This window comes from Citrobacter sp. Cpo065 (genome assembly GCF_030332805.1).
Lineage (GTDB): Bacteria > Pseudomonadota > Gammaproteobacteria > Enterobacterales > Enterobacteriaceae > Citrobacter > Citrobacter portucalensis.
The window spans coordinates 435,448-461,791 of record NZ_JAOWHC010000029.1 but is presented as its reverse complement, the minus strand read 5'-3'; the positions used below and the strand labels follow the sequence as shown (position 1 = coordinate 461,791).

23 protein-coding genes and 1 pseudogene are annotated in these 26,344 nt (G+C 51.1%); 19 read left to right on the top strand and 5 right to left on the bottom strand.

The annotated features are described in order from the left end of the window. Positions 1-4: 4 nt before the first annotated feature. Positions 5-1,573: a cytochrome ubiquinol oxidase subunit I gene (gene cydA / locus OGY68_RS08165; protein WP_003022965.1), complete on the bottom strand. Its 1,569-nt coding sequence runs from the start codon at positions 1,571-1,573 to the stop codon at positions 5-7. 1,217 nt (positions 1,574-2,790) lie between these two features. On the opposite strand from cydA, the gene glmS reads away from it, so the two are divergent. The 10 genes and pseudogenes from glmS to cobO all read left to right on the top strand — a co-directional run bounded on the left by glmS (position 2,791) and on the right by cobO (position 13,967). Then, positions 2,791-3,240 (top strand): methylaspartate mutase subunit S, encoded by a 450-nt coding sequence (glmS, locus tag OGY68_RS08160; protein WP_003022963.1) that lies wholly within the window; start codon positions 2,791-2,793, stop codon positions 3,238-3,240. Next, entirely contained in the window at positions 3,240-4,628 is a 1,389-nt protein-coding gene (glmL, locus tag OGY68_RS08155) for a methylaspartate mutase accessory protein GlmL (protein WP_057068965.1), read from the top strand. The genes glmS and glmL overlap by 1 nt, the downstream gene beginning before the upstream one ends. Before the next feature lie 18 nt (positions 4,629-4,646). Beyond that, positions 4,647-6,092, top strand: coding sequence for a methylaspartate mutase subunit E (locus OGY68_RS08150; RefSeq protein WP_003831428.1), 1,446 nt, complete (start codon positions 4,647-4,649; stop codon positions 6,090-6,092). Continuing rightward, entirely contained in the window at positions 6,092-7,333 is a 1,242-nt protein-coding gene (locus OGY68_RS08145) for a methylaspartate ammonia-lyase (protein WP_008784155.1), read from the top strand. Before OGY68_RS08150 ends, OGY68_RS08145 begins: the two co-directional genes overlap by 1 nt. Before the next feature lie 3 nt (positions 7,334-7,336). After that, positions 7,337-8,707 (top strand): acyclic terpene utilization AtuA family protein, encoded by a 1,371-nt coding sequence (locus OGY68_RS08140; protein WP_057068967.1) that lies wholly within the window; start codon positions 7,337-7,339, stop codon positions 8,705-8,707. Continuing rightward, positions 8,704-9,021 carry a DUF4387 domain-containing protein gene (locus OGY68_RS08135; RefSeq protein WP_003831425.1) on the top strand — a complete coding sequence of 106 codons (318 nt, stop codon included), beginning with the start codon at positions 8,704-8,706 and terminating at the stop codon, positions 9,019-9,021. Before OGY68_RS08140 ends, OGY68_RS08135 begins: the two co-directional genes overlap by 4 nt. A 169-nt stretch (positions 9,022-9,190) precedes the next feature. Further along, positions 9,191-10,472: pseudogene (locus tag OGY68_RS08130) on the top strand (dicarboxylate/amino acid:cation symporter); the annotation flags it as partial. Between the two features lie 119 nt (positions 10,473-10,591). Further along, positions 10,592-11,593, top strand: coding sequence for a glutaminase A (glsA, locus tag OGY68_RS08125; RefSeq protein ID WP_032942734.1), 1,002 nt, complete (start codon positions 10,592-10,594; stop codon positions 11,591-11,593). A gap of 109 nt (positions 11,594-11,702) precedes the next feature. Next, positions 11,703-13,355 (top strand): class I fumarate hydratase, encoded by a 1,653-nt coding sequence (locus OGY68_RS08120; protein WP_057068971.1) that lies wholly within the window; start codon positions 11,703-11,705, stop codon positions 13,353-13,355. Positions 13,356-13,364: 9 nt separating this feature from the next. After that, on the top strand, positions 13,365-13,967 hold the full coding sequence (cobO, locus tag OGY68_RS08115) for a cob(I)yrinic acid a,c-diamide adenosyltransferase (RefSeq protein WP_003022939.1): 603 nt from the start codon (positions 13,365-13,367) through the stop codon (positions 13,965-13,967). Positions 13,968-14,049: 82 nt separating this feature from the next. Here the strand turns inward: cobO and OGY68_RS08110 are convergent, their stop codons facing one another. Then, positions 14,050-14,952 (bottom strand): LysR substrate-binding domain-containing protein, encoded by a 903-nt coding sequence (locus OGY68_RS08110; protein WP_003022936.1) that lies wholly within the window; start codon positions 14,950-14,952, stop codon positions 14,050-14,052. Positions 14,953-15,357: 405 nt separating this feature from the next. Here OGY68_RS08110 and cobA point away from each other — a divergent pair, with 405 nt between their 5' ends. Continuing rightward, the gene (cobA, locus tag OGY68_RS08105) at positions 15,358-16,146 is read left to right on the top strand and encodes a uroporphyrinogen-III C-methyltransferase (RefSeq protein WP_003831416.1); all 789 of its coding nucleotides are present in this window, start codon (positions 15,358-15,360) and stop codon (positions 16,144-16,146) included. Here the strand turns inward: cobA and OGY68_RS08100 are convergent. Beyond that, positions 16,125-17,018 (bottom strand): PocR ligand-binding domain-containing protein, encoded by an 894-nt coding sequence (locus OGY68_RS08100; RefSeq protein WP_057067732.1) that lies wholly within the window; start codon positions 17,016-17,018, stop codon positions 16,125-16,127. The genes cobA and OGY68_RS08100 overlap by 22 nt on opposite strands. A gap of 372 nt (positions 17,019-17,390) precedes the next feature. Between OGY68_RS08100 and otnK the strand changes: the two genes are divergently transcribed. From otnK to OGY68_RS08060, 8 genes are read left to right on the top strand one after another with little or no spacing between them, the layout of a single operon-like run. Next, positions 17,391-18,647 (top strand): 3-oxo-tetronate kinase, encoded by a 1,257-nt coding sequence (gene otnK / locus OGY68_RS08095; protein ID WP_057067731.1) that lies wholly within the window; start codon positions 17,391-17,393, stop codon positions 18,645-18,647. Next, positions 18,644-19,288, top strand: a complete 645-nt coding sequence (gene otnC, locus OGY68_RS08090; RefSeq protein ID WP_008784146.1) for a 3-oxo-tetronate 4-phosphate decarboxylase — start codon at positions 18,644-18,646, stop codon at positions 19,286-19,288. Before otnK ends, otnC begins: the two co-directional genes overlap by 4 nt. A 9-nt stretch (positions 19,289-19,297) precedes the next feature. Then, positions 19,298-20,104 (top strand): DeoR/GlpR family DNA-binding transcription regulator, encoded by an 807-nt coding sequence (locus tag OGY68_RS08085; RefSeq protein WP_032942729.1) that lies wholly within the window; start codon positions 19,298-19,300, stop codon positions 20,102-20,104. Further along, complete coding sequence (locus OGY68_RS08080; protein ID WP_057067730.1) at positions 20,085-20,861, top strand: hydroxypyruvate isomerase family protein; 777 nt, start codon at positions 20,085-20,087, stop codon at positions 20,859-20,861. Before OGY68_RS08085 ends, OGY68_RS08080 begins: the two co-directional genes overlap by 20 nt. A 28-nt stretch (positions 20,862-20,889) precedes the next feature. Beyond that, the gene (locus tag OGY68_RS08075) at positions 20,890-21,702 is read left to right on the top strand and encodes a beta-keto acid cleavage family enzyme (protein ID WP_008784143.1); all 813 of its coding nucleotides are present in this window, start codon (positions 20,890-20,892) and stop codon (positions 21,700-21,702) included. A gap of 21 nt (positions 21,703-21,723) precedes the next feature. Beyond that, positions 21,724-23,070: a bile acid:sodium symporter family protein gene (locus OGY68_RS08070; RefSeq protein ID WP_057067729.1), complete on the top strand. Its 1,347-nt coding sequence runs from the start codon at positions 21,724-21,726 to the stop codon at positions 23,068-23,070. A 5-nt stretch (positions 23,071-23,075) separates the two neighbouring features. Continuing rightward, positions 23,076-23,495, top strand: a complete 420-nt coding sequence (locus OGY68_RS08065) for a GlcG/HbpS family heme-binding protein (protein ID WP_008784141.1) — start codon at positions 23,076-23,078, stop codon at positions 23,493-23,495. Next, positions 23,492-24,145 carry an aspartate/glutamate racemase family protein gene (locus OGY68_RS08060; protein WP_008784140.1) on the top strand — a complete coding sequence of 218 codons (654 nt, stop codon included), beginning with the start codon at positions 23,492-23,494 and terminating at the stop codon, positions 24,143-24,145. Before OGY68_RS08065 ends, OGY68_RS08060 begins: the two co-directional genes overlap by 4 nt. A gap of 97 nt (positions 24,146-24,242) precedes the next feature. On the opposite strand, the gene sucD is transcribed toward OGY68_RS08060, so the two are convergent. Together sucD and sucC are read right to left on the bottom strand one after the other, a co-directional pair. Then, positions 24,243-25,112 carry a succinate--CoA ligase subunit alpha gene (gene sucD, locus OGY68_RS08055; protein WP_003022929.1) on the bottom strand — a complete coding sequence of 290 codons (870 nt, stop codon included), beginning with the start codon at positions 25,110-25,112 and terminating at the stop codon, positions 24,243-24,245. Beyond that, a complete protein-coding gene (gene sucC / locus OGY68_RS08050) occupies positions 25,112-26,278 on the bottom strand; it encodes an ADP-forming succinate--CoA ligase subunit beta (RefSeq protein ID WP_003022927.1) in 1,167 nt (388 codons plus the stop codon). The genes sucD and sucC overlap by 1 nt, the downstream gene beginning before the upstream one ends. Positions 26,279-26,344: the final 66 nt, after the last annotated feature.

Sequence of the window (26,344 nt, the reverse complement as noted above, 5' to 3'; positions counted from 1 at the left end):
TGTCTTAGCGTGCCGGCTGAGAAGTCACAGTGGACTGCTCGTAGTGATAACGACCGGTTTTCAGGCTACTCGGTCCAAGGCGTGCGAACTTGAACATCAGATACAGTTCAGCCACCAGGAACAGGGTATACAGGCCGCAAATCAACAGCATCGAGAAGATGAGGTCGCCAGCAGTCAGCGAAGAGTTCGCTACGGCTGTTGGTAACACTTCACCAATCGCCCACGGTTGACGACCGTACTCTGCAACAAACCAACCGGATTCAATAGCAATCCACGGCAGAGGAATCGCATACAGCGCGGTGCGCAGCAGCCATTTTTTCTCACCGATACGGTTACGAAGCACAGTCCAGAAGGACACCGCGATAATTGCCAGCATCAGAATGCCGCATGCCACCATGATACGGAAAGCGAAGTACAGCGGCGCAACGCGAGGAATAGAATCTTTCGTTGCCTGCTGAATTTGCGCTTCGGTCGCGTCGGTGACGTTATCCGTATAGCGTTTCAACAGCAGACCATAACCCAGGTCTTTCTTCATGCTATTGAACTGGTCACGAACGGCCTGGTCGGTAGTACCAGCACGCAGTTCTTCCAGCAACTGATACGCTTTCATCCCGTTACGGATACGCTCTTCGTGTTGCACCATCAGATCTTTCAGACCAATGACCGGTGTATCAACAGAGCGGGTGGCAATGATGCCCAGCGCATAAGGAATTTGAATCGCAAAATGGTTTTCCTGCGCATCCTGGTCCGGAATACCGAACAGCGTGAAGGAAGCCGGTGCAGGCTGAGTTTCCCATTCTGCTTCAATCGCAGCGAGTTTGGTTTTCTGCACGTCGCCCATTTCGTAACCAGATTCATCACCCAGAACGATAACAGACAGAATAGCAGCCATACCAAAGCTGGCAGCGATAGCAAAAGAACGTTTAGCAAACGCGAAGTCACGACCGCGCAGCATATAGTAGGAGCTGATACCCAGAACGAACATCGCGCCACATACATAACCAGATGCCACAGTGTGAACAAATTTCACCTGTGCTACCGGGTTGAGCACCAGTTCAGAGAAGCTCAGCATCTCCATACGCATGGTTTCGAAGTTGAAATCCGCTGCGATTGGGTTCTGCATCCAGCCGTTCGCAACCAGAATCCACAACGCGGACAGGTTAGAACCCAGAGCCACCAGCCAGGTGACACACATATGCTGGACTTTACCCAAACGGTCCCAGCCGAAGAAGAACAGACCTACAAAGGTGGATTCGAGGAAGAAGGCCATCAAACCTTCGATCGCCAGCGGCGCACCGAAAATATCCCCTACATAGTGGGAGTAGTAAGACCAGTTAGTCCCGAACTGGAACTCCATGGTCAGACCGGTAGCCACACCCAGAGCGAAGTTGATACCAAACAACTTGCCCCAGAACTTGGTCATATCTTTATAAATCTGTTTGCCGGAAAGGACGTAGACCGTTTCCATGATGGCCAACAAGAACGCCATACCGAGCGTCAGTGGCACAAACAGGAAGTGGTACATCGCGGTCAAGGCAAACTGTAAGCGCGACAGTTCGACTATATCTAACATCATGACTCCTTGCTCATCGCATGAAGACTCCGAGAGTGAACCCCGTTAGAAAGGGTCACACGCATGCCCCAATACAAATTTATCTGCTTCCTTCCGCCGCTACCCTTTCCTCTCATTTGAAGAAAGGACAATGATGAAAGGTTACAAACATGTTAATAAAACACTCAAATTGATCCCGCAATTATATTACGCCGTAAAATCCTTACAATAAACAGGTTTTTATCGAGACAAATTTGCATTTTTCGATAGTGATCAATTTATAGCTAATTTACCACTTTCAGACCAATTTGATCTGAAGCAATTTACCCTCTTTTGATGCTGTTTTCCAAGTTTTAAACATTGATTTAAATCAATTTTCAAATTTAATGTTAATAGTGTTTAGCACTCACGCTACTAGTAAACGCGATGTTAACAACATGTTTTTCAATGAGTAATTGCCGTTACTACAAATGATAGGATATTTATTTAAATGTACACGATCTTTTAACCAGCCCGGATGACTTAATTGATAGAAGATAAAGAATCACTAATGCTGGGTAGCTCACAGTTTTTTGTTTAGCAAGTCATGGATTTGTTATTTCATACAAATTGTTCATTTAAATTTTACTTATAATTAACACCGAGATGTAACTATCTCAACTTGAAGCGAAAACGTTCCACAATGACCGATGCATTGCGTTTGTCGTTCTGCGAGAGAACGCTGACGTTTCGCTTAAATCATCACTGAAAGTTATCATTAACACCCCCTCTTCTCTTATGTGGCAAAGATTAAATATGCCACAAACATTTCATTATCATTTTTATCCTAAATTTAACAAAAATGAATTGTGACATATAAGATTAAAAAATAAAAAACCGTTATGTCGTTCACAAGTTAATTAGTAATTGGGATTTTTGAAATTATTTAAAACACGTCATAAACGGCGCGCATAACAAAATAAGATTTCGATCACAAACATGGCAAGTCATTTATTACCCAATTCTCTAATAAATTAAACCAAGCTAAAAAAAGATAATCTATCACATTGATTATGAAGGGATTTTATAGATGGAAAATATAACAATCATTTTTCTCAGGATATTTTGAAAATAGATCAATTGCTTCCTTTTTCGCTTCCACAGAAACTCCAACCCTATTAAGAGGTTGTCACAATCCATGTTCTAAATATTAGAAAATAATTTCACTTATTGACCATCAGCCCTACAGAGGATTACCCATGAAGAAATCTACACTTGTTATTGGCGTCATCGGTGCTGACTGCCATGCAGTAGGTAATAAAGTTCTGGATCGCGTTTTTACTGCTCATGATTTTCACGTAATCAACCTCGGGGTGATGGTGAGCCAGGATGAATATATTGATGCTGCGATTGAAACAGGCGCCGATGCCATCGTGGTGTCCTCTATCTACGGTCATGGCGACATTGACTGCCTCGGACTACGTGAGCGCTGCATCGAACGCGGCCTTGGCGACATTCTGCTGTACGTCGGCGGCAACCTGGTCGTCGGTAAACATGACTTCGCCGACGTGGAAGTGAAGTTTAAAGAGATGGGCTTTAACCGGGTTTTCGCCCCCAGCCACGATCTGGAAGATGTTTGCGCGCTTATCACTAATGATATTCACCAACACAATGGCCTCGAACAGCGTTGCCTGGAAGAGGCCATCTGATGCAAACAGTTTCTGTCGATATCGGCTCGACATGGACCAAGGCAGCCCTCTTCGCACATGAAGGCGAGGAATTAACCCTGGTAAACCATGTCCTGACCCCAACCACCACACATCATCTGGCAGACGGTTTTTTTGCCAGCCTGAATCAGGTGCTGAATGTTGCCGATGCTCGCCCGTTACTGAAAAGTGGTGAAGTGCAGTTGAAATACTCCTCCTCAGCGAAAGGTGGGCTCGCCGTTGCAGCAATGGGGCTGGTGCCTTCCATTACGCTGGAGTCGGCAAAAGTTACCGCCCATTCGGCAGGAGCGAAAATCGCGCAATATTATTCGTACAAGCTGAACCGTCATGACATCCAGGAGCTGGAATCATCACCGCCAGACATTCTGTTGTTTACCGGCGGGACAGACGGTGGCGAAGAAAGTTACGGCCTGGCGAATGCACACTCGCTGGCAGGCTCAAAGCTTGATTGCGCCATTATCTACGCCGGAAACCGGGACATTCAGGACGAAATACAAACGATTCTGGGACATAAGGATCTGACCACGGTAGACAACATTCTGCCGGACCTCGATCACCCGAATCCATTTGCCGCGCGTCAGGCGATTTGCGATGTGTTCTTGTCACGCATCGTCAAAGGCAAAGGTCTGGACGTTATCGTCGGCGAAACAGGCGAAGAGCCTATGCCGACGCCATGGACGGTATATGAGTTAGTCAAAGCCATTAGCGATTACGACAGCGCATGGAAGGAATTCATGCTGATTGATATGGGCGGAGCCACCACGGATGTCTATTCGGCCAGCGCGAATACCCTCTCCCCCGATACCGTCCTGCATGGTGTTCCTGAACCGTTCGTCAAACGTACCGTTGAAGGCGACCTTGGAATGCGCGTTTCCGCCGTTGTGGTGGGAGAAAGCACGCAGGATATGGTGAAAGTCATCTTCGCCCAGCAGCCACAGCGCGAGGAAGCGTTTTACCGCTATCTACGCCACCTGGTTGGGCAACCGGATTACCTGCCACTCAGCGAGGAAGAGAAATATTTCGACACCCTGCTGGCAGGTTTATGCGTGGGCTATGCCGCTGAGCGCCACGCGGGCACTAAAAAGCAGGTTTGCACCTGCGTGGGTAATGTGGATTTACAGATGGGTCGCGATCTCACCACCGTACGCAAAGTCGTCGGTTCAGGGGGATGGCTCTCTCGCACCAGCCAGTTCGATATCCATAACTGGCTCAAATACAGGGAGCTGGACGACCAGGGTAAAAGAATTCTGTTACCGAATCAGTTTGAGTATTACCGCGATTCAAATGGCCTGCTCCCTCTACTGGCAAACGTCGCCAGGCTGTACCCGCAAGCCGCTGCTCGCACCAGCATTCAGTGTTTAACCCTATAAAACTTAAGGCAGCTACGAATGGAACTTCGAAATAAAAAATTGACCCACGACGAATTCATGACCGAAAGGCATCAGGTGTTACAAACCTGGGAAACCGGCAAAGACGTTGAGAACTTCGAAGATGGCGTGAAGTACCAGCAATCAATTCCAGAGAAAAAGCGTTTCTCCCTCGCCCTGCTGAAGGCCGATCAGGAAGGTAAAACTCTGAGCCAGCCGCGCGCAGGTGTGGCATTAATGGATGAGCATATTGCGCTTCTCAAAACATTGCAGGAAGAGTGCGACCTCCTGCCAAGTACTATCGATGCCTATACCCGTCTGAACCGCTATGAAGAAGCCGCTGTCGGGATCCAAAAATCCATCGAAGCAGGTACTTCCAAGCTGAATGGTTTACCGGTCGTCAATCACGGGGTTGCTGCCTGCCGTCGTATGACTGAATCGCTGGATAAACCGATCCAGGTTCGCCACGGTACACCGGATGCGCGTCTGCTGGCAGAAATCGCCATGGCCAGTGGCTTTACCAGCTACGAAGGCGGCGGTATCTCCTACAACATCCCTTACGCCAAACGCGTAACCCTGGAAAAATCTATCCGTGACTGGCAGTACTGCGACCGTCTGATGGGTCTGTACGAAGAGAACGGCATTCGCATCAACCGTGAGCCGTTTGGTCCGCTGACCGGCACGCTGATCCCGCCGTTCATGTCCCACTCAGTCGCGATTATCGAAGGTCTGCTGGCGCTGGAGCAGGGCGTGAAGTCTATTACCGTCGGTTACGGCCAGGTCGGTAGCCTGACACAGGATATCGCTGCTATTCAGGCACTGCGTGAACTGTCCCACGAATACTTCCATAACCATGGCTTCGACGATTACGAGCTGAGCACCGTTTTCCACCAGTGGATGGGCGGATTCCCGGAAGATGAAGCAAAAGCCTTCTCCGTTATCGCCTGGGGCGCAGCGGTTGCCGGTATGTCTGGTGCCACAAAAGTCATTACCAAAAGTCCGCACGAAGCATTCGGTATCCCAACCGCGGCAGCTAACGCCCAGGGTCTGAAAGCGTCACGCCAGATGCTCAACATGGTCAGCGATCAGAAATTCCCGCAGTGCGCTGCCGTGGAGCAGGAAGTTGACCTGATTAAGAGCGAAGTCCGCGCGGTATTGAAGAAAGTCTTCGAACTGGGCAATGGCGACATTGCGCGCGGTACGGTGCTGGCCTTTGAAGCTGGCGTGCTGGATGTGCCTTTCGCTCCTGCCGCCTGTAACGCCGGTAAGATCCTGCCTGTTCGCGATAACACAGGCGCAATCCGTATTCTTGAAGCCGGTGCCGTGCCGCTGCCGAAAGATATTCTCGCCCTGCACCACGACTACGTTGCAGAGCGCGCACATTTCGAAGGTCGCAAGCCTTCTTTCCAGATGGTCATTGATGACATCAACGCCGTATCCCACAGTAAATTAATAGGAAGACCATAATGAAAATTAAACAGGCCCTTTTCACAGCTGGCTACTCCTCATTTTATTTTGACGATCAGCAGGCCATCAAAAACGGCGCCGGTCATGACGGGTTTATCTATACCGGCGATCCGGTAACGCCTGGATTTACGTCTGTTCGTCAGGCGGGTGAATGTGTTTCCGTACAGCTGATTCTGGAAAACGGCGCGGTGGCTGTGGGCGATTGCGCAGCGGTGCAATATTCAGGTGCAGGCGGTCGTGACCCACTGTTCCTGGCTGAAAACTTCATTCCGTTCCTCAACGACCACATCAAGCCGTTACTGGAAGGTCGTGACGTTGATTCGTTCCTGACCAACGCCCGTTTCTTTGACGAACTGCGTATTGACGGCCATCTGCTGCATACCGCCGTACGTTATGGTCTGTCTCAGGCGCTGCTCGACGCGGCGGCACTGGCTACCGGTCGTCTGAAAGCCGAAGTGGTTTGTGATGAATGGCAACTGCCATGTGTCCCGGAAGCCATTCCGTTATTTGGTCAGAGCGGCGACGACCGTTATATCGCCGTCGACAAGATGATCCTCAAAGGTGTGGATGTCCTGCCGCATGCGCTGATCAATAACGTTGAAGAGAAGCTGGGCTTTAAAGGTGAAAAACTGCGTGAGTACGTCCGCTGGTTGTCTAATCGCATCCTGAGCCTGCGCACCAACGAAAGCTATCACCCGACGCTGCACATTGATGTCTACGGCACCATCGGTCTGATCTTCGATATGGATCCAGTGCGTTGCGCCGAATACATCGCCAGCCTGGAAGCCGAAGCGCAAGGCCTGCCGCTGTACATTGAAGGCCCGGTTGATGCCGGTAACAAGCCGGATCAGATCCGCATGTTAACCGAGATCACTCAGGAGCTGACTCGTCTGGGTTCCGGCGTGAAAATCGTTGCGGATGAATGGTGTAACACCTATCAGGACATCGTGGACTTCACCGACGCGGGCAGCTGCCACATGGTGCAGATTAAAACCCCGGACCTGGGCGGCATTCACAACATCGTTGATGCAGTGCTGTATTGCAACAAACACGGAATGGAAGCCTATCAGGGCGGTACCTGTAACGAAACGGAAATCAGTGCTCGTACCTGCGTACACGTCGCGCTGGCCGCGCGTCCAATGCGCATGCTGATCAAACCGGGTATGGGTTTCGATGAAGGTCTCAACATCGTGTTTAACGAAATGAACCGCACCATCGCGCTGTTGCAAACTAAGGATTAAGAGATGGCACGCACATTTAAGATCTTATCGCCTACGGCTATCCTGGGTTATGGCTTCCCGGAAGAAAGTTTTCGTAAAGCCATGGAAGAGTCACCGGATCTTATTGCTGTTGACGCAGGTTCCTCCGATCCTGGCCCTCACTACCTGGGGGCAGGTAAACCCTTTACTGACAGGGCCGGTGTGAAACGCGATCTGCGCTATATGATTGTGGCAGGCGTTAAGAACAACATCCCTGTCGTGATCGGCACAGCCGGTGGTTCTGGTGCAGCTCCGCATCTGGAGTGGTGTCGCCAGATAATCCATGAGATCGCGCAGGAAGAAAAACTGTCTTTCTCAATGGCGCTGATTCCGTCTGATGTCGACAAAGAAATCGTTCATCAGGCGCTGGATAACGGCAAAATCACCGCGCTCGATTTTGTGCCTGAACTGACTCACGAGGCCATTGAAGAGAGCACCTACATTGTCGCGCAGATGGGCGTCGAGCCTTTCCAGCGTGCGCTGAAAGCCGGTGCGCAGGTGGTCCTGGGCGGACGAGCCTACGATCCGGCCTGCTTCGCCGCTCTGCCGATTATGCAGGGCTTTGATGAAGGTCTGGCGCTTCATTGCGGTAAGATCCTTGAGTGTGCAGCCATTGCCGCCACCCCTGGCTCCGGCTCAGATTGTGCGATGGGAATCATTGACGATAACGGCTTTACGCTGAAGGCGTTCAATCCCAAGCGTAAGTTCACCGAGACTTCCGCAGCAGCGCACACCCTGTACGAGAAGTCAGATCCGTACTTCCTGCCAGGGCCAGGCGGTGTGCTGAACCTGAAGGCATGCACTTTCACCCAGGTTAACGAGGGCGAAGTGTATGTCAGCGGTTCACGCCATGAAGAAACACCGTATGCGTTGAAACTGGAAGGTGCACGCCAGGTTGGCTTCCGTTGCCTGACCATCGCCGGAACACGTGACCCGATTATGATTGCCGGGATTGACACGATTCTTGAAGAGGTAAAGGCAAGCGTTGCTCGTAACCTCTCACTGAATGACGACAGTATCCGCATGACGTTCCACCTGTACGGTAAGAACGGTGTGATGGGCAACCATGAGCCGATGAAAACTGCGGGCCATGAACTGGGAATTTTACTGGATGTCGTTGCGCCAACACAGGATATCGCTAACAGTGTTTGCTCGCTGGTGCGCTCTACCCTGCTGCACTACGGCTATGAAAATCGTATTGCGACTGCGGGCAACCTCGCCTTCCCGTTCTCGCCATCTGATATTCAGAGTGGACCGGTGTATGAGTTCTCGATCTATCACCTGATTGAAGCGAGCGATGCGCTGCGTTTTGATTTCCACATTGAACAGGTGACGCCAGAAGGAGTTCAGGCATGAAACACTCAATTTGTTCACTGGCACAAGTAATTCGTTCCAAAAACGCCGGACCGTACGAACTGGTTTTAGATATTTTATTTAAAACAAGGGAAGACTATCAGCGGGTAAAAGCCTGCGAGCAATTAACACCGCAGCTTATTGCCGGTTTATATAATGTTGAGCCTGAATTTATTCACAATATCGTCTGGTTCGATCCAGCGAATGCCGTAAAAATCGTCATGCCTCGAGATATTATTTCCGGCAACGTCGGTGACAATGATGTTTATGGTGCGCAGCAACACGCTCCATTATTAAGTATTGAGTTCGACTTGTAACAAAAAAACACAATAACAACCATTGGAGCACAGAATTCAGCTGTATCACAGTGCTTCGAATTATTCATGCGGTTGGTCACAACAGGCGTGCGTCTGAGCTGCTGTCCAGGTTCAGGCGCACGCCACCCTACACAATTCCAATTACCAGCCTTTATCCGATGGAGTACACATGAAGAAAATTAGTTTAACGAAGATGATCATATTAGGCCTGATACTCGGCATGATTGCCGGGGTGTCCATAAATAATATGGCCGCGGCTGAAACAGCAAAATCTTATGCAGCAGACATTTCCATTTTCACCACCATATTCTTACGTATGGTGAAAATGATTATCGCTCCATTGGTTATTTCAACTCTGGTTGTAGGTATTGCCAAAATGGGCGATGCCAAAACGCTGGGACGTATATTTTCGAAAACCTTCTTCCTGTTTATTTGCGCCTCTCTGGTGTCAATTGCACTGGGTCTGGTTATCGTTAATATCTTCCAGCCAGGCGCAGGTATCAACTTTGTGCCACATGACGTCGGAGCCGTTGCCGCCGTTAAGTCAGAGCCATTCACGCTGAAAGTATTCATCTCACACGCGGTACCGACCAGTATTGTCGATGCGATGGCGCGTAACGAAATTCTGCAGATCGTCGTGTTCTCAATCTTCCTTGGTTGCAGCCTCGCTGCGATTGGTGAAAAAGCCGATCCTATCGTGAAAGTGCTGGATTCACTGGTGCACGTCATGCTGAAGCTGACGGGTTACGTCATGTTGTTTGCACCACTGACCGTTTTTGCCGCTATTTCAGGCCTGATTGCCGAACGTGGTCTGGGTGTGATGGTTAGCGCCGGGATCTTCATGGGTGAGTTCTACCTGACGCTGGGTATGCTGTGGGCGATCCTGATTGGCCTGTCTACGATGATCGTCGGGCCTTGCATCGCGCGTTTAACGAAATCAATCCTCGAACCCGCTCTGCTGGCCTTTACCACTTCAAGCTCTGAAGCCGCCTTCCCGGGTACGCTGGACAAGCTGGAAAAATTCGGTGTTTCGTCAAAAATTGCCAGCTTCGTTCTGCCTATCGGTTATTCCTTTAACCTGGTCGGTTCCATGGCTTATTGCTCATTTGCCACCGTCTTTATTGCCCAGGCGTGCAACATCGAACTGAGCATGGGCGAGCAAATCACCATGCTGTTGATCCTGATGCTCACCTCGAAAGGAATGGCAGGCGTACCGCGCGCATCAATGGTGGTTATCGCTGCAACCCTGAACCAGTTCAACATTCCAGAAGCAGGTCTGATTCTGCTGATGGGTGTCGATCCGTTCCTCGATATGGGTCGTTCCGCCACGAACGTTATGAGTAACGCAATGGGAGCAGCCATTGTCAGCCGTTGGGAAGGTGAACACTTCGGCCAGGGTTGCCGTGGCTCTGCACCAGTGAAGTCCCCGGAGCAGGAACGTCCGGTTACCGAAACGGAAATCGCTTTGTCCTGACAATAGAACAACAACTAATCGTAGGCCGGATGGCGTCGTGAACGCCCTATCCGGCCTACAGGATAGTTTTCCCAACAACACCAACAGGAATGCATAATGAATAAAACAATTCTCGGCGTGAGTCTCTTTTCTTTCAGCGTCTTGTTTAGCGCAACCACATTCGCGCAAACCACGCCCGACTACGCCAAGCTGATAGAACAGGCTCATCAGAAGTACAAAAGTAACAACGATGGAAAAGTCGCCGACTACATCCCTGCTCTGGCGACCTATAGCCCGAAAAATTTTGCCATCACCATTGCGACGGTGGACGGCAAGATCTACCAGGTTGGCGATGTTAACAAACCTTTCCCAATGGAATCCCTGAGTAAAGTGTTCACCATGGCGCTCGCCATGGAGCAGCACGGTCCTCAGGTAGTGCTGGATAAACTTGGCGCCAATGCCACCGGAATGCCATTCAACTCAGGTTTAGCCGTTGAACTGACCAAAGGCGCGCCTGAAAACCCTCTGGTAAACGCCGGGGCCATGAGCACCGTTAGCCTGATCGAAGCCAAAGACAAAACCGATCGTTGGAACAAAATCCTCGACAACCTGAACGTCTGGGCCGATGCCACTCTCACCGTGAACGAACCGGTTTTCAAATCTGAAATGGAAACCAACCAGCACAATCAGGCGCTGGCCAAACTGATGGAATCCTATAACAGCTTCTATGGCAACACTGACGAAGCCGTTGAAATTTATACCCGCCAGTGTTCGGTGGATATCACCGTTGAGCAACTGGCCAAAATGGGTGCCGTACTCGCGAACAAAGGCAAATCTCCGTTCAACGGTAAACAGTTGCTGAATGAGAAATATGTTCCGCAGGTGCTGGCTGAAATGGCAATTGCCGGGCTTTACGACGGTAGCGGTAAATGGCTGTACACCGTTGGCATCCCGGCGAAAAGCGGCGTCGGCGGCGGCATGGTTGCCGTTGTCCCAGGCGAATATGCGATTGCGGTCTATTCTCCACCGCTTGATGAAGCCGGAAACAGCGTTCGTGCCCAGAAAACTATCGAATATGTCGCCGAAGCGACAAAAGCCAATGTCTTTTTAGCCAAATAACTTTACGCCGGATGGCGCTTCGCTTATCCGACCTACATCAATGCGTTAATCGTAGGCCGGATAAGCGAAGCGCCATTCGGTAAACAACACGAAGAGGTGAGAAGTAAACATGTCTAAACCATTTGTCTGGCAGGAACTCTTTGTTCAGAGTAAGGATAGTACCGAGTATGAATTACTTAGTAACCAGCACGTTACGGTAACGGAGTTAGACGGAGAGGAAGTGATCAAGGTTGCACCGGAAGCGTTAACCTTGTTAGCACAGCAGGCGTTTTATGAGGCTTCATTTTTCCTGCGCGCCGGACATTTAAAACAGATTGCCAGCATTTTGCACGACCCACAGGCCAGCAGTAACGATAAGTACGTCGCATTGCAGCTGCTGCGCAATGCAGAGGTTTCAGCTAAAGGCGTACTGCCCAACTGCCAGGATACCGGGACGGCAACCATTGTGGCCAGCAAAGGACAACATGTCTGGACCGGCGGCGATGACGCAGAAGCATTAAGCAAAGGCGTGTATTCCACCTTTACCGAAAACAACCTGCGTTACTCGCAAAATGCCCCGCTGGATATGTATACCGAGGTCAATACCCAGACCAACCTGCCCGCACAAATCGACATCAGCGCCACCCCAGGTAACGAATACCGTTTCCTGTTCGTCAATAAAGGTGGCGGCTCAGCTAACAAAGCGGCGCTGTTCCAGGAAACCAAATCCATTCTACAGCCGGAAAAACTCACTGCGTTCCTGATCGAAAAAATGAAATCACTGGGTACAGCCGCTTGTCCGCCGTATCACATCGCTTTTGTGGTTGGGGGCTTATCCGCCGACCAGGCGCTGAAAGTCGCCAAACTGGCTTCAACAAAATATTACGATAATCTACCCACCAGCGGGAACGAGCTGGGCCAGGCGTTCCGTGATACGGCGCTGGAAGCCGAGTTGCTCAATGCCAGCCGCGAGTTTGGCATCGGGGCGCAGTTTGGCGGCAAATACTTTGCCCACGATATCCGCGTAATTCGCTTACCGCGCCACGGCGGCTCCTGCCCAATCGCAATGGCCCTCTCCTGCTCTGCCGACCGTAACATTAAGGCCAAAATTAATAAACACGGTATCTGGCTGGAGAAACTCGAGCATAATCCGGGCAAATTCATTCCTGATTCACAGCGAGTAGAAAACGGTGCTCAGACCGTACAACTGGATCTGAACCGTCCGCTGCGTGACATCCTGCATGACCTTTCCGCTCTGCCCATTGGTACACGCCTGTCGTTAAGCGGCCCGATTGTTGTCGCTCGCGATATCGCCCACGCGAATATCAAAGCGCGACTGGATAACGGCGAACCGATGCCGGAATACATGAAAAAGCATATCGTTTACTACGCGGGTCCCGCCAAAACCCCGGAAAATCAGGCTTGTGGCTCAATGGGGCCCACCACCGGCGGACGCATGGATGGGTATGTCGATGCTTTCCAGGCACAAGGCGGCAGCCTCATTATGCTCACCAAGGGTAACCGCAGCCAGCAGGTCACTGATGCCTGTCACAAACACGGTGGATTTAGCCTCGGCAGCATTGGCGGTGCAGCAGCCCTGCTGGCGCAGCAGTACGTGAAAAGCCTGCAGTGCCTTGAATATCCCGAACTGGGAATGGAAGCCGTATGGATGATGGAAGTTAAAAATATGCCGGCCTTCGTATTAGTGGATGACAAAGGCAATAACTTCTTTAGCCAGTTCGAGCAGCAGCATCGCTGCGCAACTTGTCCGGCAGGGCATTAAGGAGTTTCCATGGAAGCGCGCGCCAATAACGACAGACACCGTCAGCGTCAGCAGAAGCTGAAAGAGCAGGTTGATACCCGCGTAGCGGCGGCAACGGAGAAGAAAGGGATCCTGATTGTCTTCACCGGCAACGGAAAAGGAAAATCCACCGCAGCCTTTGGCACAGCAACGCGCGCAGTGGGTCACGGAAAAACCGTTGGCATCGCGCAGTTTATTAAAGGTCAGTGGGATAATGGCGAGTACAACACCCTGCAACCACTCGGCGTTGAATTCCATATTATGGGCACCGGGTTTACCTGGGAAACCCAAAACCGGCAAGCGGATATCGAGGCGGCAACGGTTGTCTGGCAGGAAAGTAAGCGCATGCTGGCTGATGCGCATTACGATCTAGTGGTGCTGGATGAACTCACCTACATGCTTGCTTACCACTATCTGGATACCCAGGAGGTTATCAGCGCCATCGAAAATCGCCCTGCCGGTCAGAGCGTTATCGTAACAGGACGCGGATGCCACACACTGTTGCTGGAACTGGCCGATACGGTCAGTGAAATTCGCCCGGTCAAACACGCGTTTGACCGCGGTATTCAGGCACAGATTGGGATCGACTGGTAGCCGTTTTTTTGCCGGATAACGATGCTAACGCGTCTTATCCGGCCTACCCATCGTTGTAGGCCTGATAAGGCGCAAGCCATCCTCAGGCAGCCGATACCACGGACTTACTGAGCAACCAGTTACGGAAAATCTGTAAATGCTCGGATTCCGATTTCTCTTCACGCCACGTCATAATAAATCGATTCCCGGTACGCATTGGAACATCGCAAGGAATGACCATATCACCGCTGTCCAGATCGTGCTGAATGGCAAAACGTGGGAGCAGCGCAACGCCCAGATTAGAACGGACCGCCGCGATCAGCATCGATAACAAATCAAATCTCGGACCTTTATTCACTAGCGGACTGCTGACATCTGACAGCGCAAACCACTCCTGCCACCCTTTGATGCGCGTGCTTTGGTGTAAGAGCGGAAATTCGTTTAGTAATTCGTTCACCGCCAGTTTTCGTTCCGGTTCGGCCAGCAAACAGCGACTGCAAACCGGCAGAATTTCCTCTTCAAACAGGTACTCAACCCCTGACCATGGCGAATAAAAGTCTTCGCGCATGATTGCCGCGTCATACTCTCGATTGAGAAAATCACCAATATTCGCCAGGGAATGAATGTTCACGATAATATCAGGATTAAGTTTGTTAAATTCACGCAGGTTTGGGATCAGCCAGTGCGTGCTGAACGTCGGATTCACCGCCAGCTCAATAACCTGTACCGTCGGCTGCCAGGTCATTATCGTCGTCGTATCTCGTTCAAGTTTATTTAACGTTTCTTTAACGATACTTAAATAGTGTTTGCCGGCCGCATTTAAGAAAATGCGTTTTTTGGCATGATTAAATAGCGCGGTATTGAGAAAATCCTCCAGTGCATTTACCTGGCGGAAAACAGCACTTTGTGTCAAAGCCAGCTCTTCAGCTGCCCGGGTATAACTTTCGTGACGCGCAACAACTTCAAAAGTTACCAGCAACTCCGTCTTGGGTATTTTTCCTCTCATAACCTCTTCCATATGCAGCGTACAAAAATAGTTTAATTTATAAAAAATAATTCAAGCTACCCAGATAAGCACCGAGAGTTATATTTTATTTCATCCATTAATGTCATTGATCCAATCCATGATTTACTCACACTGATGGCGGATAAATATTAACCAATAATACTCAAGAGCAGCAATAAACACAATTTAAATAAGGTTAAACCTAAGCAAATGGTGCCAATAAGTTCTTAATAATTTTTCAAGTTATCTTGTTTATTGCAGAAAAAACTTTGCGAGATTAATCAATATTATCAGTGCGATAATTTTGGATAATTTCACGTTATAACTTACGGGCAAACGACTGCTTTTTATCATTCCTTGATGTAGTTTCTGCCTTTTTTTGATTGATGTGATAAAGGACACAATGTGAAAACTTTCGGAAAGGTCTGGCTCGTTGGGGCAGGTCCCGGTGATATTTCATTACTTACCCTCAAAGCAATGATGTGCATTAAACAGGCTGATGTCATTATTTACGATCGGCTGGTCAATCCTAAAATTTTGGAATGGGCATTACCTGATTGTCTGCTTATCAATGTCGGCAAAAACCCGGGTTTCCATTGTGTACCGCAGGATGAAATCAATGCACTGCTTGTCCAGTATGCCCAAACGCACAATAATATTGTGCGTCTGAAAGGCGGCGATCCGTATGTTTTTGGACGTGGGGCTGAAGAAGTTGAAGATCTCGTCGAGACGGGCATCCCGTTTGAAGTGGTGCCGGGTATTAGCTCAACCATTGGTGGCCTGACCTATGCCGGGATTCCGGTAACACACCGCGATTTCGCCTCGGGATTTCACGTGGTAACCGGTCATACGCGGGAGGGCAACCAACAGCAGGACTGGCGTCAGCTGGCCAAACTGAATGGTACGCTGGTTATCGTCATGGGTATCGCCAATCTGGCGTTTATCTGTGAGGAATTATTGATGGGTGGAAAATCAGCAGATACGCCTGCAGCGCTAATTATGTCCGCCACCCGGGATAACCAACGCCGACTGACCTGTACGCTCGGTTCACTACTGAGCAAGGCGCAGGAAGCTAACATCCTCCCCCCTGCGCTGATAGTGATTGGTGATGTGGTAACCCTGAGCGATCGGCTCTCTTTTATCCCTGAAGCCATCACGCTGCCGGAAAACCTTTACTGTGACAGTCTGGCATGACGAAAAGACTGGGGCGACGTTTGATGCGCCGCCCGGAAAACACGGCAAAAGTAACTGGTTTGTGCGTATTGGAGTTTCCGGGCAATGCTGTCTATTGAATGAACGGGATCGTGCAATAACTCCCCCGCTTTTTGCATTTTTTTCTGATTCACCCAGGTTTTAAAGTTAACGCCCTGCCGTTTCTTAAAAAAACGGCTGAAATAGTTTGCGCTTAAGCAAACGTGAGCTGCTACGGATTCCAGGGATAATTCACTATATAAATTCTCATCAATATAACGCAACGCTGCCAGAAGCTTTTTCTCGTGTCGGGAAGGCTCTGTAAAATAATGACGCATGTAACTGGTCGACGGGATAACAAACTCATCAGGTTGTTGCTGTTCTGTCTCAAAATTATCAACAATAAAATTTAATAAATTAGCTGATGCCACCAGCATATTATTATCGACTACCGCCACCTGACTCCATTCAGCTTTTATTTTTAGTTCATCCATCCATGAGTATTTATTATCAATAACGATGGTTTTATATTCCTGATATTTTGCCCGCACCTGCCCACAGAGCATAAAACCGTACAGATGCCCCTCGCGAATTAATGGCATAGAAAACAGACTTAGCCCTGCGTGGCAGCTGAGTATTCTGGGTTTAAGGTGTTTTAATCCTTCAAAAGCACAATATTTTTCACACTTTTGGCAACTCGTACAATATCGTTCATCCGCCCGCATTAATGTGCAGAACGAATTAAAGTTATGGCAATCCGAGAGAGTTTTTCCGTTAACATCAACCACAACCGTGGCTAATCCAGTCGCACTGGAGAATACTTTTGCTATCGAGAAAAAACGTTGTAGATAATCATCCTGGATTTTCAACGACACGGTATCCTCCGGCATTAATGAAATTAAAGCCGGTAATATGCAGAATTTAATCAAGAGAAAGAATGATGCTCACCGCAAAAAATAATCTCATTTATGCAGATGATTATGATCAATTGGCAAGAGAGTTAAAGCGACCTCGATAATACTCCGCTGCATACTACTGACTTCGCTTTCTCAAAGATTAACGAATCTTCACACTCTCTTGTGAGACTCTTTTCGCAACACCAAACATCTTTATCCATTATTTTCAATAGATTACTCATTTTTACTGTGAATCAATGATGTGCTTATTTGTGATAATTATCATGTGAATGTGAAAGGCCCTCCTGAATAATATGTTCAATTAGCAAACAATCTGAACGGAGTTGATCCATGGCCGTCACCACAGGCGTTATCGCCGACGATTTCACCGGCGCAACGGACATTGCAAGCTTTATGGCGCAGCAGGGGTGGCGCGTTGCACTCCTGCCCGGAATGCCTGATACCACTCAATGCTGGAATGAAGAGGTTGACGCTATCGTCATCTCGCTGAAAAGCCGCTCATTACCCGCAGAACAGGCCATCGCACAATCTCTGTCCTGTGCCCGCTGGCTGAAACAAAAGGCAGGTGTCCGCCAGATCTATTTTAAATATTGTTCGACGTTCGACTCCACGCCAACAGGCAATATTGGACCGGTCAGCGATGCGTTGATGAACGACCTGCGTACACCCGTGATCGTCCACTGCCCCGCCCTGCCGCAAAACGGGCGCACGGTGGTGCATGGCCATCTTTTTGTAAACGGCGTACTGCTTAACGAATCCGGGATGGAAAAGCATCCGCTTAATCCTATGACCGATGCCAGCCTGCCACGCCTGCTGAGCGCGCAAACGCCAGGCAAGGTTGGTTGCATCAACCTCACGACGCTGCGTCAAGGTGTGGAAGCGGTCACTGACGCTCTGGCCCAACTTCAGGCTGAAGGTATGCGTCACGTTATCGTCGATACGCTGGATGAAGCAGATCTCACCACGCTGGCGCAGGCACTCCATGCCAGCCCTCTGTTAGCCGGGGGCTCCGGGCTCGGTGGCGCACTGGCCGCCTGCACCGGAACTCAGCAAACCATGCCGCCGGACGCTTTTCCACTACCCGCTAAAACGGTGGTGTTCTCCGGTAGCTGTTCTGCAATGAGTAATCGTCAGGTCAATCGCTATAAGGCCGCAGCAGCCTCTCGTGTACTCGACGTGGCCCGCTGCCTGTCTGATACAGAACGCTACACTGATGAACTGTGTGCCTGGGCGATGACGCATATCAACGACCCATTCGCGCCGATGATATACGCCACCCAGCCGCCAGACGTACTCCAACGCATTCAACAAGAGTACGGCGAACAGACTGCCAGCCAGGCGATCGAACACGCTTTTTCCCGACTGAGCGCAAAGCTACAAGTTGCAGGTGTAAACACCTTTATCGTCGCAGGCGGAGAAACATCCGGCACCGTGGTAGAGGCACTGCAGGTGAAGCGTCTGTCCGTTGGCAAAGCCATTGCGCCTGGCGTGCCGTGGGTATTTTCCTCCGGTCTGGCGCTGGCGCTGAAGTCAGGCAACTTTGGTGACGAAGATTTCTTTTTTACAGCCCAGGAGTACGCATTATGAATCCGGTGAGTGAACACCAACTACGCGAACTACTCGTCCACTATGGCCGTTCCTTGTTTATGCGTGGTTACAGCAGCGGCGGCTCCGGCAACCTCAGCGTCAAATTGCCGGATGGCGGCTATCTGGTGACCCCGACCAACTCCTGCCTGGGTGAGCTTGATCCTGCCACGCTAAGTAGGCTGGATGCCAACGGCGTGCATCTTAGCGGCGACAAACCGTCAAAAGAGGTGCCCATGCATTTGGCGTGGTATCGGCATCGGCCATCCTGCGGCGCGGTTGTGCACCTGCATTCTCCATGGCTGACCGCGCTCTCCTGTCTGCCTTGCTCTACGCCAGAAAACTGTCTACCGCCACTAACGCCATACTATGTGATGCGCGTCGGACAGCTACCGCTGCTGCCTTATTTCAAGCCCGGCCATGAAGGCATTGCCAGCGCATTGAGTGAAATCGCGGCAGATCATACGGCTGCGTTGCTGGCCAATCACGGGCCGGTAGTAAGCGGTCGCTCGCTGCGTGAGGCGGTGTTTAACGCCGAGGAACTGGAAGACAGCGCCCGCATCTGGCTGACATTAAAACCTCTCGGCTATGTTCCGCTCTCAGAAGAGGCGGTGGCAGAACTTGAACATTCCCGGCAAGCGTGAGGTGACATAATGATCCCCGAGCAACGACGTGATTTTATCTACCGCTATGTGCACGAAAAGAATGCCGCCTCATTTAATGAACTGGCAGATCTGATGAGCGTGTCGCATATGACCGTGCGTCGCGACATTCAGTTGCTGGAAGAAGAAGGCAAAGTTATTGCCATTAACGGCGGCGTAAAGCTCAATAACCTGCTGAAATCCGAACTGCCGTGGCGGGAAAAAGCCGAGTTGAATCATGACGTGAAGCGTAAGATGGGCCAGCTCGCCGCAATGCTCATTGAGCCCGGACAAACGCTGTATCTGGATGCCGGAACGTCGTTGTTTGAAGTGGCGAAAGCGGTGGCCGCCAGCCACTGTTTCAATCTGACGGTCGTCACCAACGATTTTTCCATCAGCCACTATCTGATGGATATGCCACACATTACGCTCTATCACACCGGCGGTCTGGTGGATCAGCGTAACCGCTCATGTCTTGGCAAAAGCGCCGCCAGTTTTCTGCGCACCATTAATATTGATGTGGCGTTTCTCAGCTCATCGTCGTGGGATACCGAGCGCGGCATGTCGACACCGAGTGAAGGGAAAGCCTCGGTCAAAGAAGCGGTACTCACCGTCTCCCGGCGTCGGGTGCTGGTCTGCGACAGCAGTAAGTTTGGCAAATACGGCATGTTCCACATCTGTGGGCTGGAGCAGTTAACCGACATTATTTCTGATAACCGGTTACCGGAAAATGCGCAGCAGACTATTGCCAGCCAGGGCGTTAAGCTGCATCTGGTTGATGGCCGGGAGGGTGCACGCCATGCTGAAGTTAGCGGCTAACCTCGACTGGTTATTTACTGATTTACCGATAGAGGGTCGATTTCAGGCGGCAAAAGCAGCCGGTTTTCGCGGCGTAGAAGGGCTGTTTCTCTGGCAGCACCCGCTGGAGCATTTGCGGGCCGCTCAGCGGGAAACATCTCTGCCGGTGGTGCTGATGAACGCCCCGGCTGGCAACTGGGCACAGGGTGAACGGGGACTCGCTGCATTGCCCGGTCGAGACCAGGAATTTCATCACAGCCTGAACGTGGCGCGAGATTACGCCACGGCGCTGGGCTGTCGCCGGGTTCACGTTATGTCCGGCTTGCGCTGCAATGACCTGACGCTGCACGCCCAGCGCGACCTCCTGACGAATCGACTGCGCATCGCCTGCGATGTGATGGCAGACGCGGAAATCGATGTACTGATTGAACCATTAAATTCGCAGGATATGCCCGATTATTTTATTGACAGTTTCCCGCTGGCTGAATCTATCATTCACGAGGTTGGTAAGAAGAATATCGGCTTACAGTTTGATATTTACCACTGTCAGAAAACTCATGGCAACGTGGCGAAAAATATCGAACGCTATTTTACCCTTATTAAACATTTTCAAATCGCTTCTGTTCCTTATCGCCATGAACCAGGAACCGGGGAGTTAAATGAAGCATGGCTGTTTAATTTTATAAGAAAAATGAATTACCAGGGCTGGATTGGCTGTGAATATCAACCATCAACATCAGGGCCGGAATCATTACGCTGGATAACGCCTTACCTATAATTTTAATATCTCTGTACCGGAGGAAAAAATGTCGGATACTGTTATTATTTCGCTGGCACCCGTTGCCGCGGATTGCCCCAGAGTTATACCCGAAGAACTGGCGCAGGAAATACTCGCCAGCGTAGAACATGGCGCGTCCATCGTCCATTTACACGTTCGCGATAAACAGGGACGCCTGACGCCAGATACTACAGACTTTCAGGCAACAATTGACCGCGTTATGCGCCATTCAAACCTGATTATTCAGGCTTCTACCGGCGGCGTCTCTTCGATGTCCATCGCCGAGCGCTGCGCGCCACTGGCCTGCCCCGGCGTGGAGATGGCCTCGCTGAACGTCGGTTCCGTTAACCTCGGTGATGCGGTGTATTTTAATCCCGGTCCGGACGTGGAATATTGTTCACGGCAAATAACTGAACGCAATATTATTCCAGAGTTTGAAGTTTTTGAAATCGGCATGATAAATAACATCCTGAACCTTGAAGATAAAATAAAATTTCAAAAACCTATGCTCTTTAATATTGTTCTCGGTCACCGCGGCAGTACGCCTGCAACCGTTGATGCATTAATTGCTCTGCGTAGCATGATCCCACGCGACGCCTTATGGGGAATTACTCATTTTGGCAGAAGGAATTTCGATATTATCGCTGCCGCGGTCGCTATGGGTGCCAGTGAAGTGCGAATCGGCTATGAAGATAGTTATTATTTAAGCGCCGAAGAAAAAGCTCAGCATAATTATCAGCAGGTAGCCAAACTCGCTACGCTCATTCGCAGTATGGATAAAAAAGTTGCTACGCCGGAAATTGCGCGGCGCATGTTATCTATTCCACCCCGGCAGCAATAACAACAGCAAGGACATTTCAACATGACTATGACCACTGTTATTCACAAAACCGGACTCGGCGTCAGCGTTGCGGGCGTGGCGCTGGCGATTATCGGCGCGCTCATCCAGTCCACGGCGCTGTGGCAGCCGGGGCTGGTGATGTTCACCGTCGGATTCGCCGCCGGTGCAGGCTACTGGCCTGGTTTACGCAGCTATCAGTTTACGTTGTGGATCATCGCCGGTTTTGTTGCCGCCATGACCTGGTCTACGGATCTGATCGTCTGGGGCGGTTTCAATATCACCCATAAATGGATCGTGTTCCTTGTGATTCAGGCCACCATGTTCAGCATGGGCACCAAGCTAACGATCCAGGATTTTATTGATGTCGCCAAAATGCCGTGGGCAGTTTTTATCGGTACCTTCTGCCATTTCGTGATCATGCCCCTGCTCGGCCTGAGCATTACCCTGATCTTTGATTTTCCGCCTGAAGTGGCGGTGGGCATTTTGTTGATTGGCGCTTGCCCCAGCGGTCTCTCGTCAACGGTGATGGTTTACATCGCCAACGCCAACCTCGCGCTGGCGGTATCAATCGCCGCAGTCTCAACGCTGGCGGCAACGGTAATGACACCGTTGTGGGTTAATCTGCTGGCGGGTTCGATGATCGATATCCAGCTCACCGCGATGGTGATGGACGTGGTGAAAATCGTATTAATTCCCATCGGCGCAGCAATTCTGCATGACTATCTGAAAACCTATGCAGGCGTGCGCGGACGCCGTGTTGTCCAGATGCTGGCCGGGATCGGCGCAATTTGGCTGCTGTATATGATTGCCGGCGGCTGGGACGCGCTGTTTGGTCATGCCAGCGCCGAAGCGCAGATGTACGCGGTGGTCCTCAACTTCGTAGCAGGCGGCCTCGTTTGGGCATTGTTCTACAACTGGCTGTATGGCCACGTGGCGGGCGTGAAGAAGGTCATGCCAACCATCTCAATGATGGGGATCATTTTCTTTACCACCACCGCCGCCGCCGCCGGGCGCGACAACCTGGTGCAGGTCGGTTTCCTGCTCTGCTTCGCCATGTTGATGCATAACCTCGGCGGCTTCCTGATTGGTTATCTGATGAGCCGTTGGATCTTCCGCATGGACGTGCAGTCTGCCCGTACCGTGGCCTTTGAAGTCGGCCTGCAAAACGGCGGTATGGCGTCAGGGCTTGCCGCCGCGATGGGCAAACTGGCAACGGTTGGACTCGCATCAGCGGTGATGACACCGCTGGGTAACGTTAGCGGCTCGCTGCTCGCTAACTACTGGCGCAAAAAAGACGCCAGACAGGCGCAGGTAGCAGCAGCCAAAGATCCCGTTCAACCTGCTTGCGAAAATCTGTCGAAAGGATAATCACGATGACAACTCTCACTCTGGGACACGCCCTGCGCGCCGTAACCTATGCGCTCGAACTCGCCGAAACACGTTATGCAAATCGCCCGTTAAGCGTGGCCGTATGCGATGCCAATGGAGAACTGCTCAGCTTTGCGCGGATGGATAACGCCAAACTGTTAACCATCGAGTTAACCCAGCGTAAAGCGCGCACCAGCAGCCGCCTGGGCTGCACCACGCAGGCATTTTTACAGCGTCTGCAAAAAGAGCAGCTGGATATTAGCTATTTTGCCGATCCGCGTTTTACGGCACTGCCGGGCGGGATCCCGATTCTGCACCAGGGGAAATGCCTTGGAGCCGTCGCGGTGGGCGGTTTATCCGCGCAGGAAGATCATGATGCGGCGCTGTCCGTCGCAGAAATATTACTTAAGGAGATTGCCCAATGAAAAAGGTCGCCATGCTGCATACCAGTGCAGCCACCCTTGCGATGATGCAACAGCTGATCGCCGACATCATGCCGGAGGTCGAAGTGATGCACCTGGTTGAAGAATCTATGATTAAACAGGTGATGAAAGCCGGAGGCGTATCGCCAAATATTGCCGCCCGCATCGCCGACTATGTGCATATTGCTGAAAAGGCGGACTGCGATATCTTTATTACCGCCTGCTCTTCAATTGGTACTGCGGTGGAGCAATGCCAGTTTATGACTCCACTCCAGCTCGCGCGCATTGACTGCGCGATGGTGGAAGAGGCGATTGAAAAAGGCGAACGGATCGCCGTGTTAGCAACCGTGGCAACCACGCTGAAGCCAACGCTGGATTACGTCCAGCGTAAAGTTCAGCAAAGCGGTAAATCACGAACCATTACGCCTGTATTAATGGAGGATGCATTCCACGCGCTGCTGGCGGGAGATATGGATACCCATGACCGTATCGTCAGTGAAGGGTTACAGAGCGCCTTTACCCAGGCGGATGTCGTGATGCTGGCGCAGGCTTCGATGGCGCGCGTTTTACAACAGCTCCCTTCCCCGCCGGTGCCGGTAATGACCTCACCGGAAAGCGGAATTCGCTGGTTGAAAACGCTGGCTGAACGCTAAATTCCCGGCAAAAAAAAGGCCATCATCAGATGGCCAACCATGTCGAAACGGGACCAGCCCTTGACTATGCAGAGAGTCAGGGCTGTTTTTTTATTTCTTACTTAATAACGGTTTTCAGCGCTTCGCCGATATCGGCCAGGCTACGAACAGTTTTCACGCCTGCGGCTTCCAGCGCAGCGAATTTCTCATCCGCTGTACCTTTACCACCCGCGATGATCGCACCCGCGTGACCCATACGCTTACCTTTCGGCGCAGTCACACCAGCGATGTAACCCACAACCGGCTTGGTCACATGATCTTTAATATAAGCAGCTGCTTCTTCTTCCGCGCTACCGCCGATCTCACCGATCATGACGATCGCTTCAGTCTGCGGATCTTCCTGGAACAGCTTCAGGATGTCGATGAAGTTAGAGCCTGGGATCGGGTCGCCGCCGATGCCCACACAGGTAGACTGGCCGAAACCGTAGTCGGTGGTCTGCTTAACCGCTTCATAGGTCAAGGTACCTGAACGGGAAACGATACCCACTTTACCCGGCTTGTGAATGTGGCCCGGCATGATACCGATTTTACATTCACCCGGAGTGATAACGCCTGGGCAGTTCGGGCCGATCATGCGTACGCCAGCTTCATCCAGCTTCACTTTCACGGTCAGCATATCCAGCGTTGGGATACCTTCGGTGATGGTGATGATAAGCTTGATGCCTGCATCGATTGCTTCCAGAATGGAATCTTTGCAGAACGGCGCCGGAACGTAGATAACGGTGGCAGTTGCGCCGGTCGCTTCTACCGCTTCACGTACGGTGTTGAACACTGGCAGACCCAGATGCGTGGTGCCGCCTTTGCCCGGCGTAACGCCACCGACCATTTGCGTACCGTAAGCGATCGCTTGTTCGGAGTGGAATGTCCCCTGGCTACCGGTGAAGCCCTGGCAGATAACCTTGGTATCTTTATTAATTAAAACTGACATTATTTCCCCTCCACTGCGGCAACAACCTGCTGAGCTGCATCCGTCAGACTTTTCGCTGCAATAATATTCAGGCCGCTATCAGCCAGTTTTTTCGCGCCGAGTTCAGCGTTGTTACCTTCCAGACGTACCACGACCGGAACGTTTACACCTACTTCTGCTACCGCGCCGATGATACCGTCAGCGATCAGATCGCAACGTACGATACCGCCGAAGATGTTAACCAGTACGGCTTTAACATTGTCATCGGAGAGGATAATTTTGAACGCTTCGGTTACACGCTCTTTAGTCGCACCGCCGCCAACGTCGAGGAAGTTAGCCGGTTCGCCGCCGTGCAGCTTAACGATGTCCATGGTGCCCATTGCCAGGCCCGCACCGTTAACCATACAACCGATGTTACCGTCCAGTGCGACGTAGTTCAGTTCCCACTGTGCAGCCTGCGCTTCACGCGGATCTTCCTGAGACTGGTCGCGCATTTCGCGCAGGTCAGCCTGGCGGAACAGTGCGTTGCCGTCAGCGCCCAGTTTGCCGTCGAGGCAGATCAGGTCCCCCTGCTTGGTCACAACCAGTGGGTTGATTTCGATCAGCGCCAGATCGCGCTCCAGGAAGATAGTCGCCAGACCCATGAAGATCTTGGTGAACTGCTGAACCTGTTTACCTTCCAGACCCAGTTTGAACGCCAGCTCACGACCCTGGTAAGGCATCGGGCCTGCCAGCGGATCGAGCGCCACTTTGTGGATCAGGTGCGGGGTTTCTTCCGCTACTTTTTCGATTTCCACGCCGCCTTCGGTAGAGGCCATGAAGACCACGCGACGGGAGCTACGGTCAACAACTGCGCCGAGGTAAAGTTCTTTACCAATGTCGGTCGCGGCTTCAACCAGAATCTGATTTACCGGTTGGCCATGAGCATCTGTCTGGTAAGTGACCAGACGTTTACCCAGCCAGTGTTCAGCAAAAGCGCGAATGTCTTCTTTGCTGTTTACCACCTTCACACCGCCCGCTTTACCACGGCCACCAGCGTGAACCTGACATTTCACTACCCACGGGCCAGCGCCGATTTTAGATGCAGCTTCTTCGGCTTCACGCGGAGTAGTACAGGCATAACCCACCGGTGCCGGTAAGCCATAGCGGGCAAAAAGTTGTTTTGCCTGATATTCATGTAAGTTCATGTGTTCTGTCCATCCTTCAGGTAATCGTTATCTTTTACCCGTAGGTCTGATAAGCGTCCAGACCTA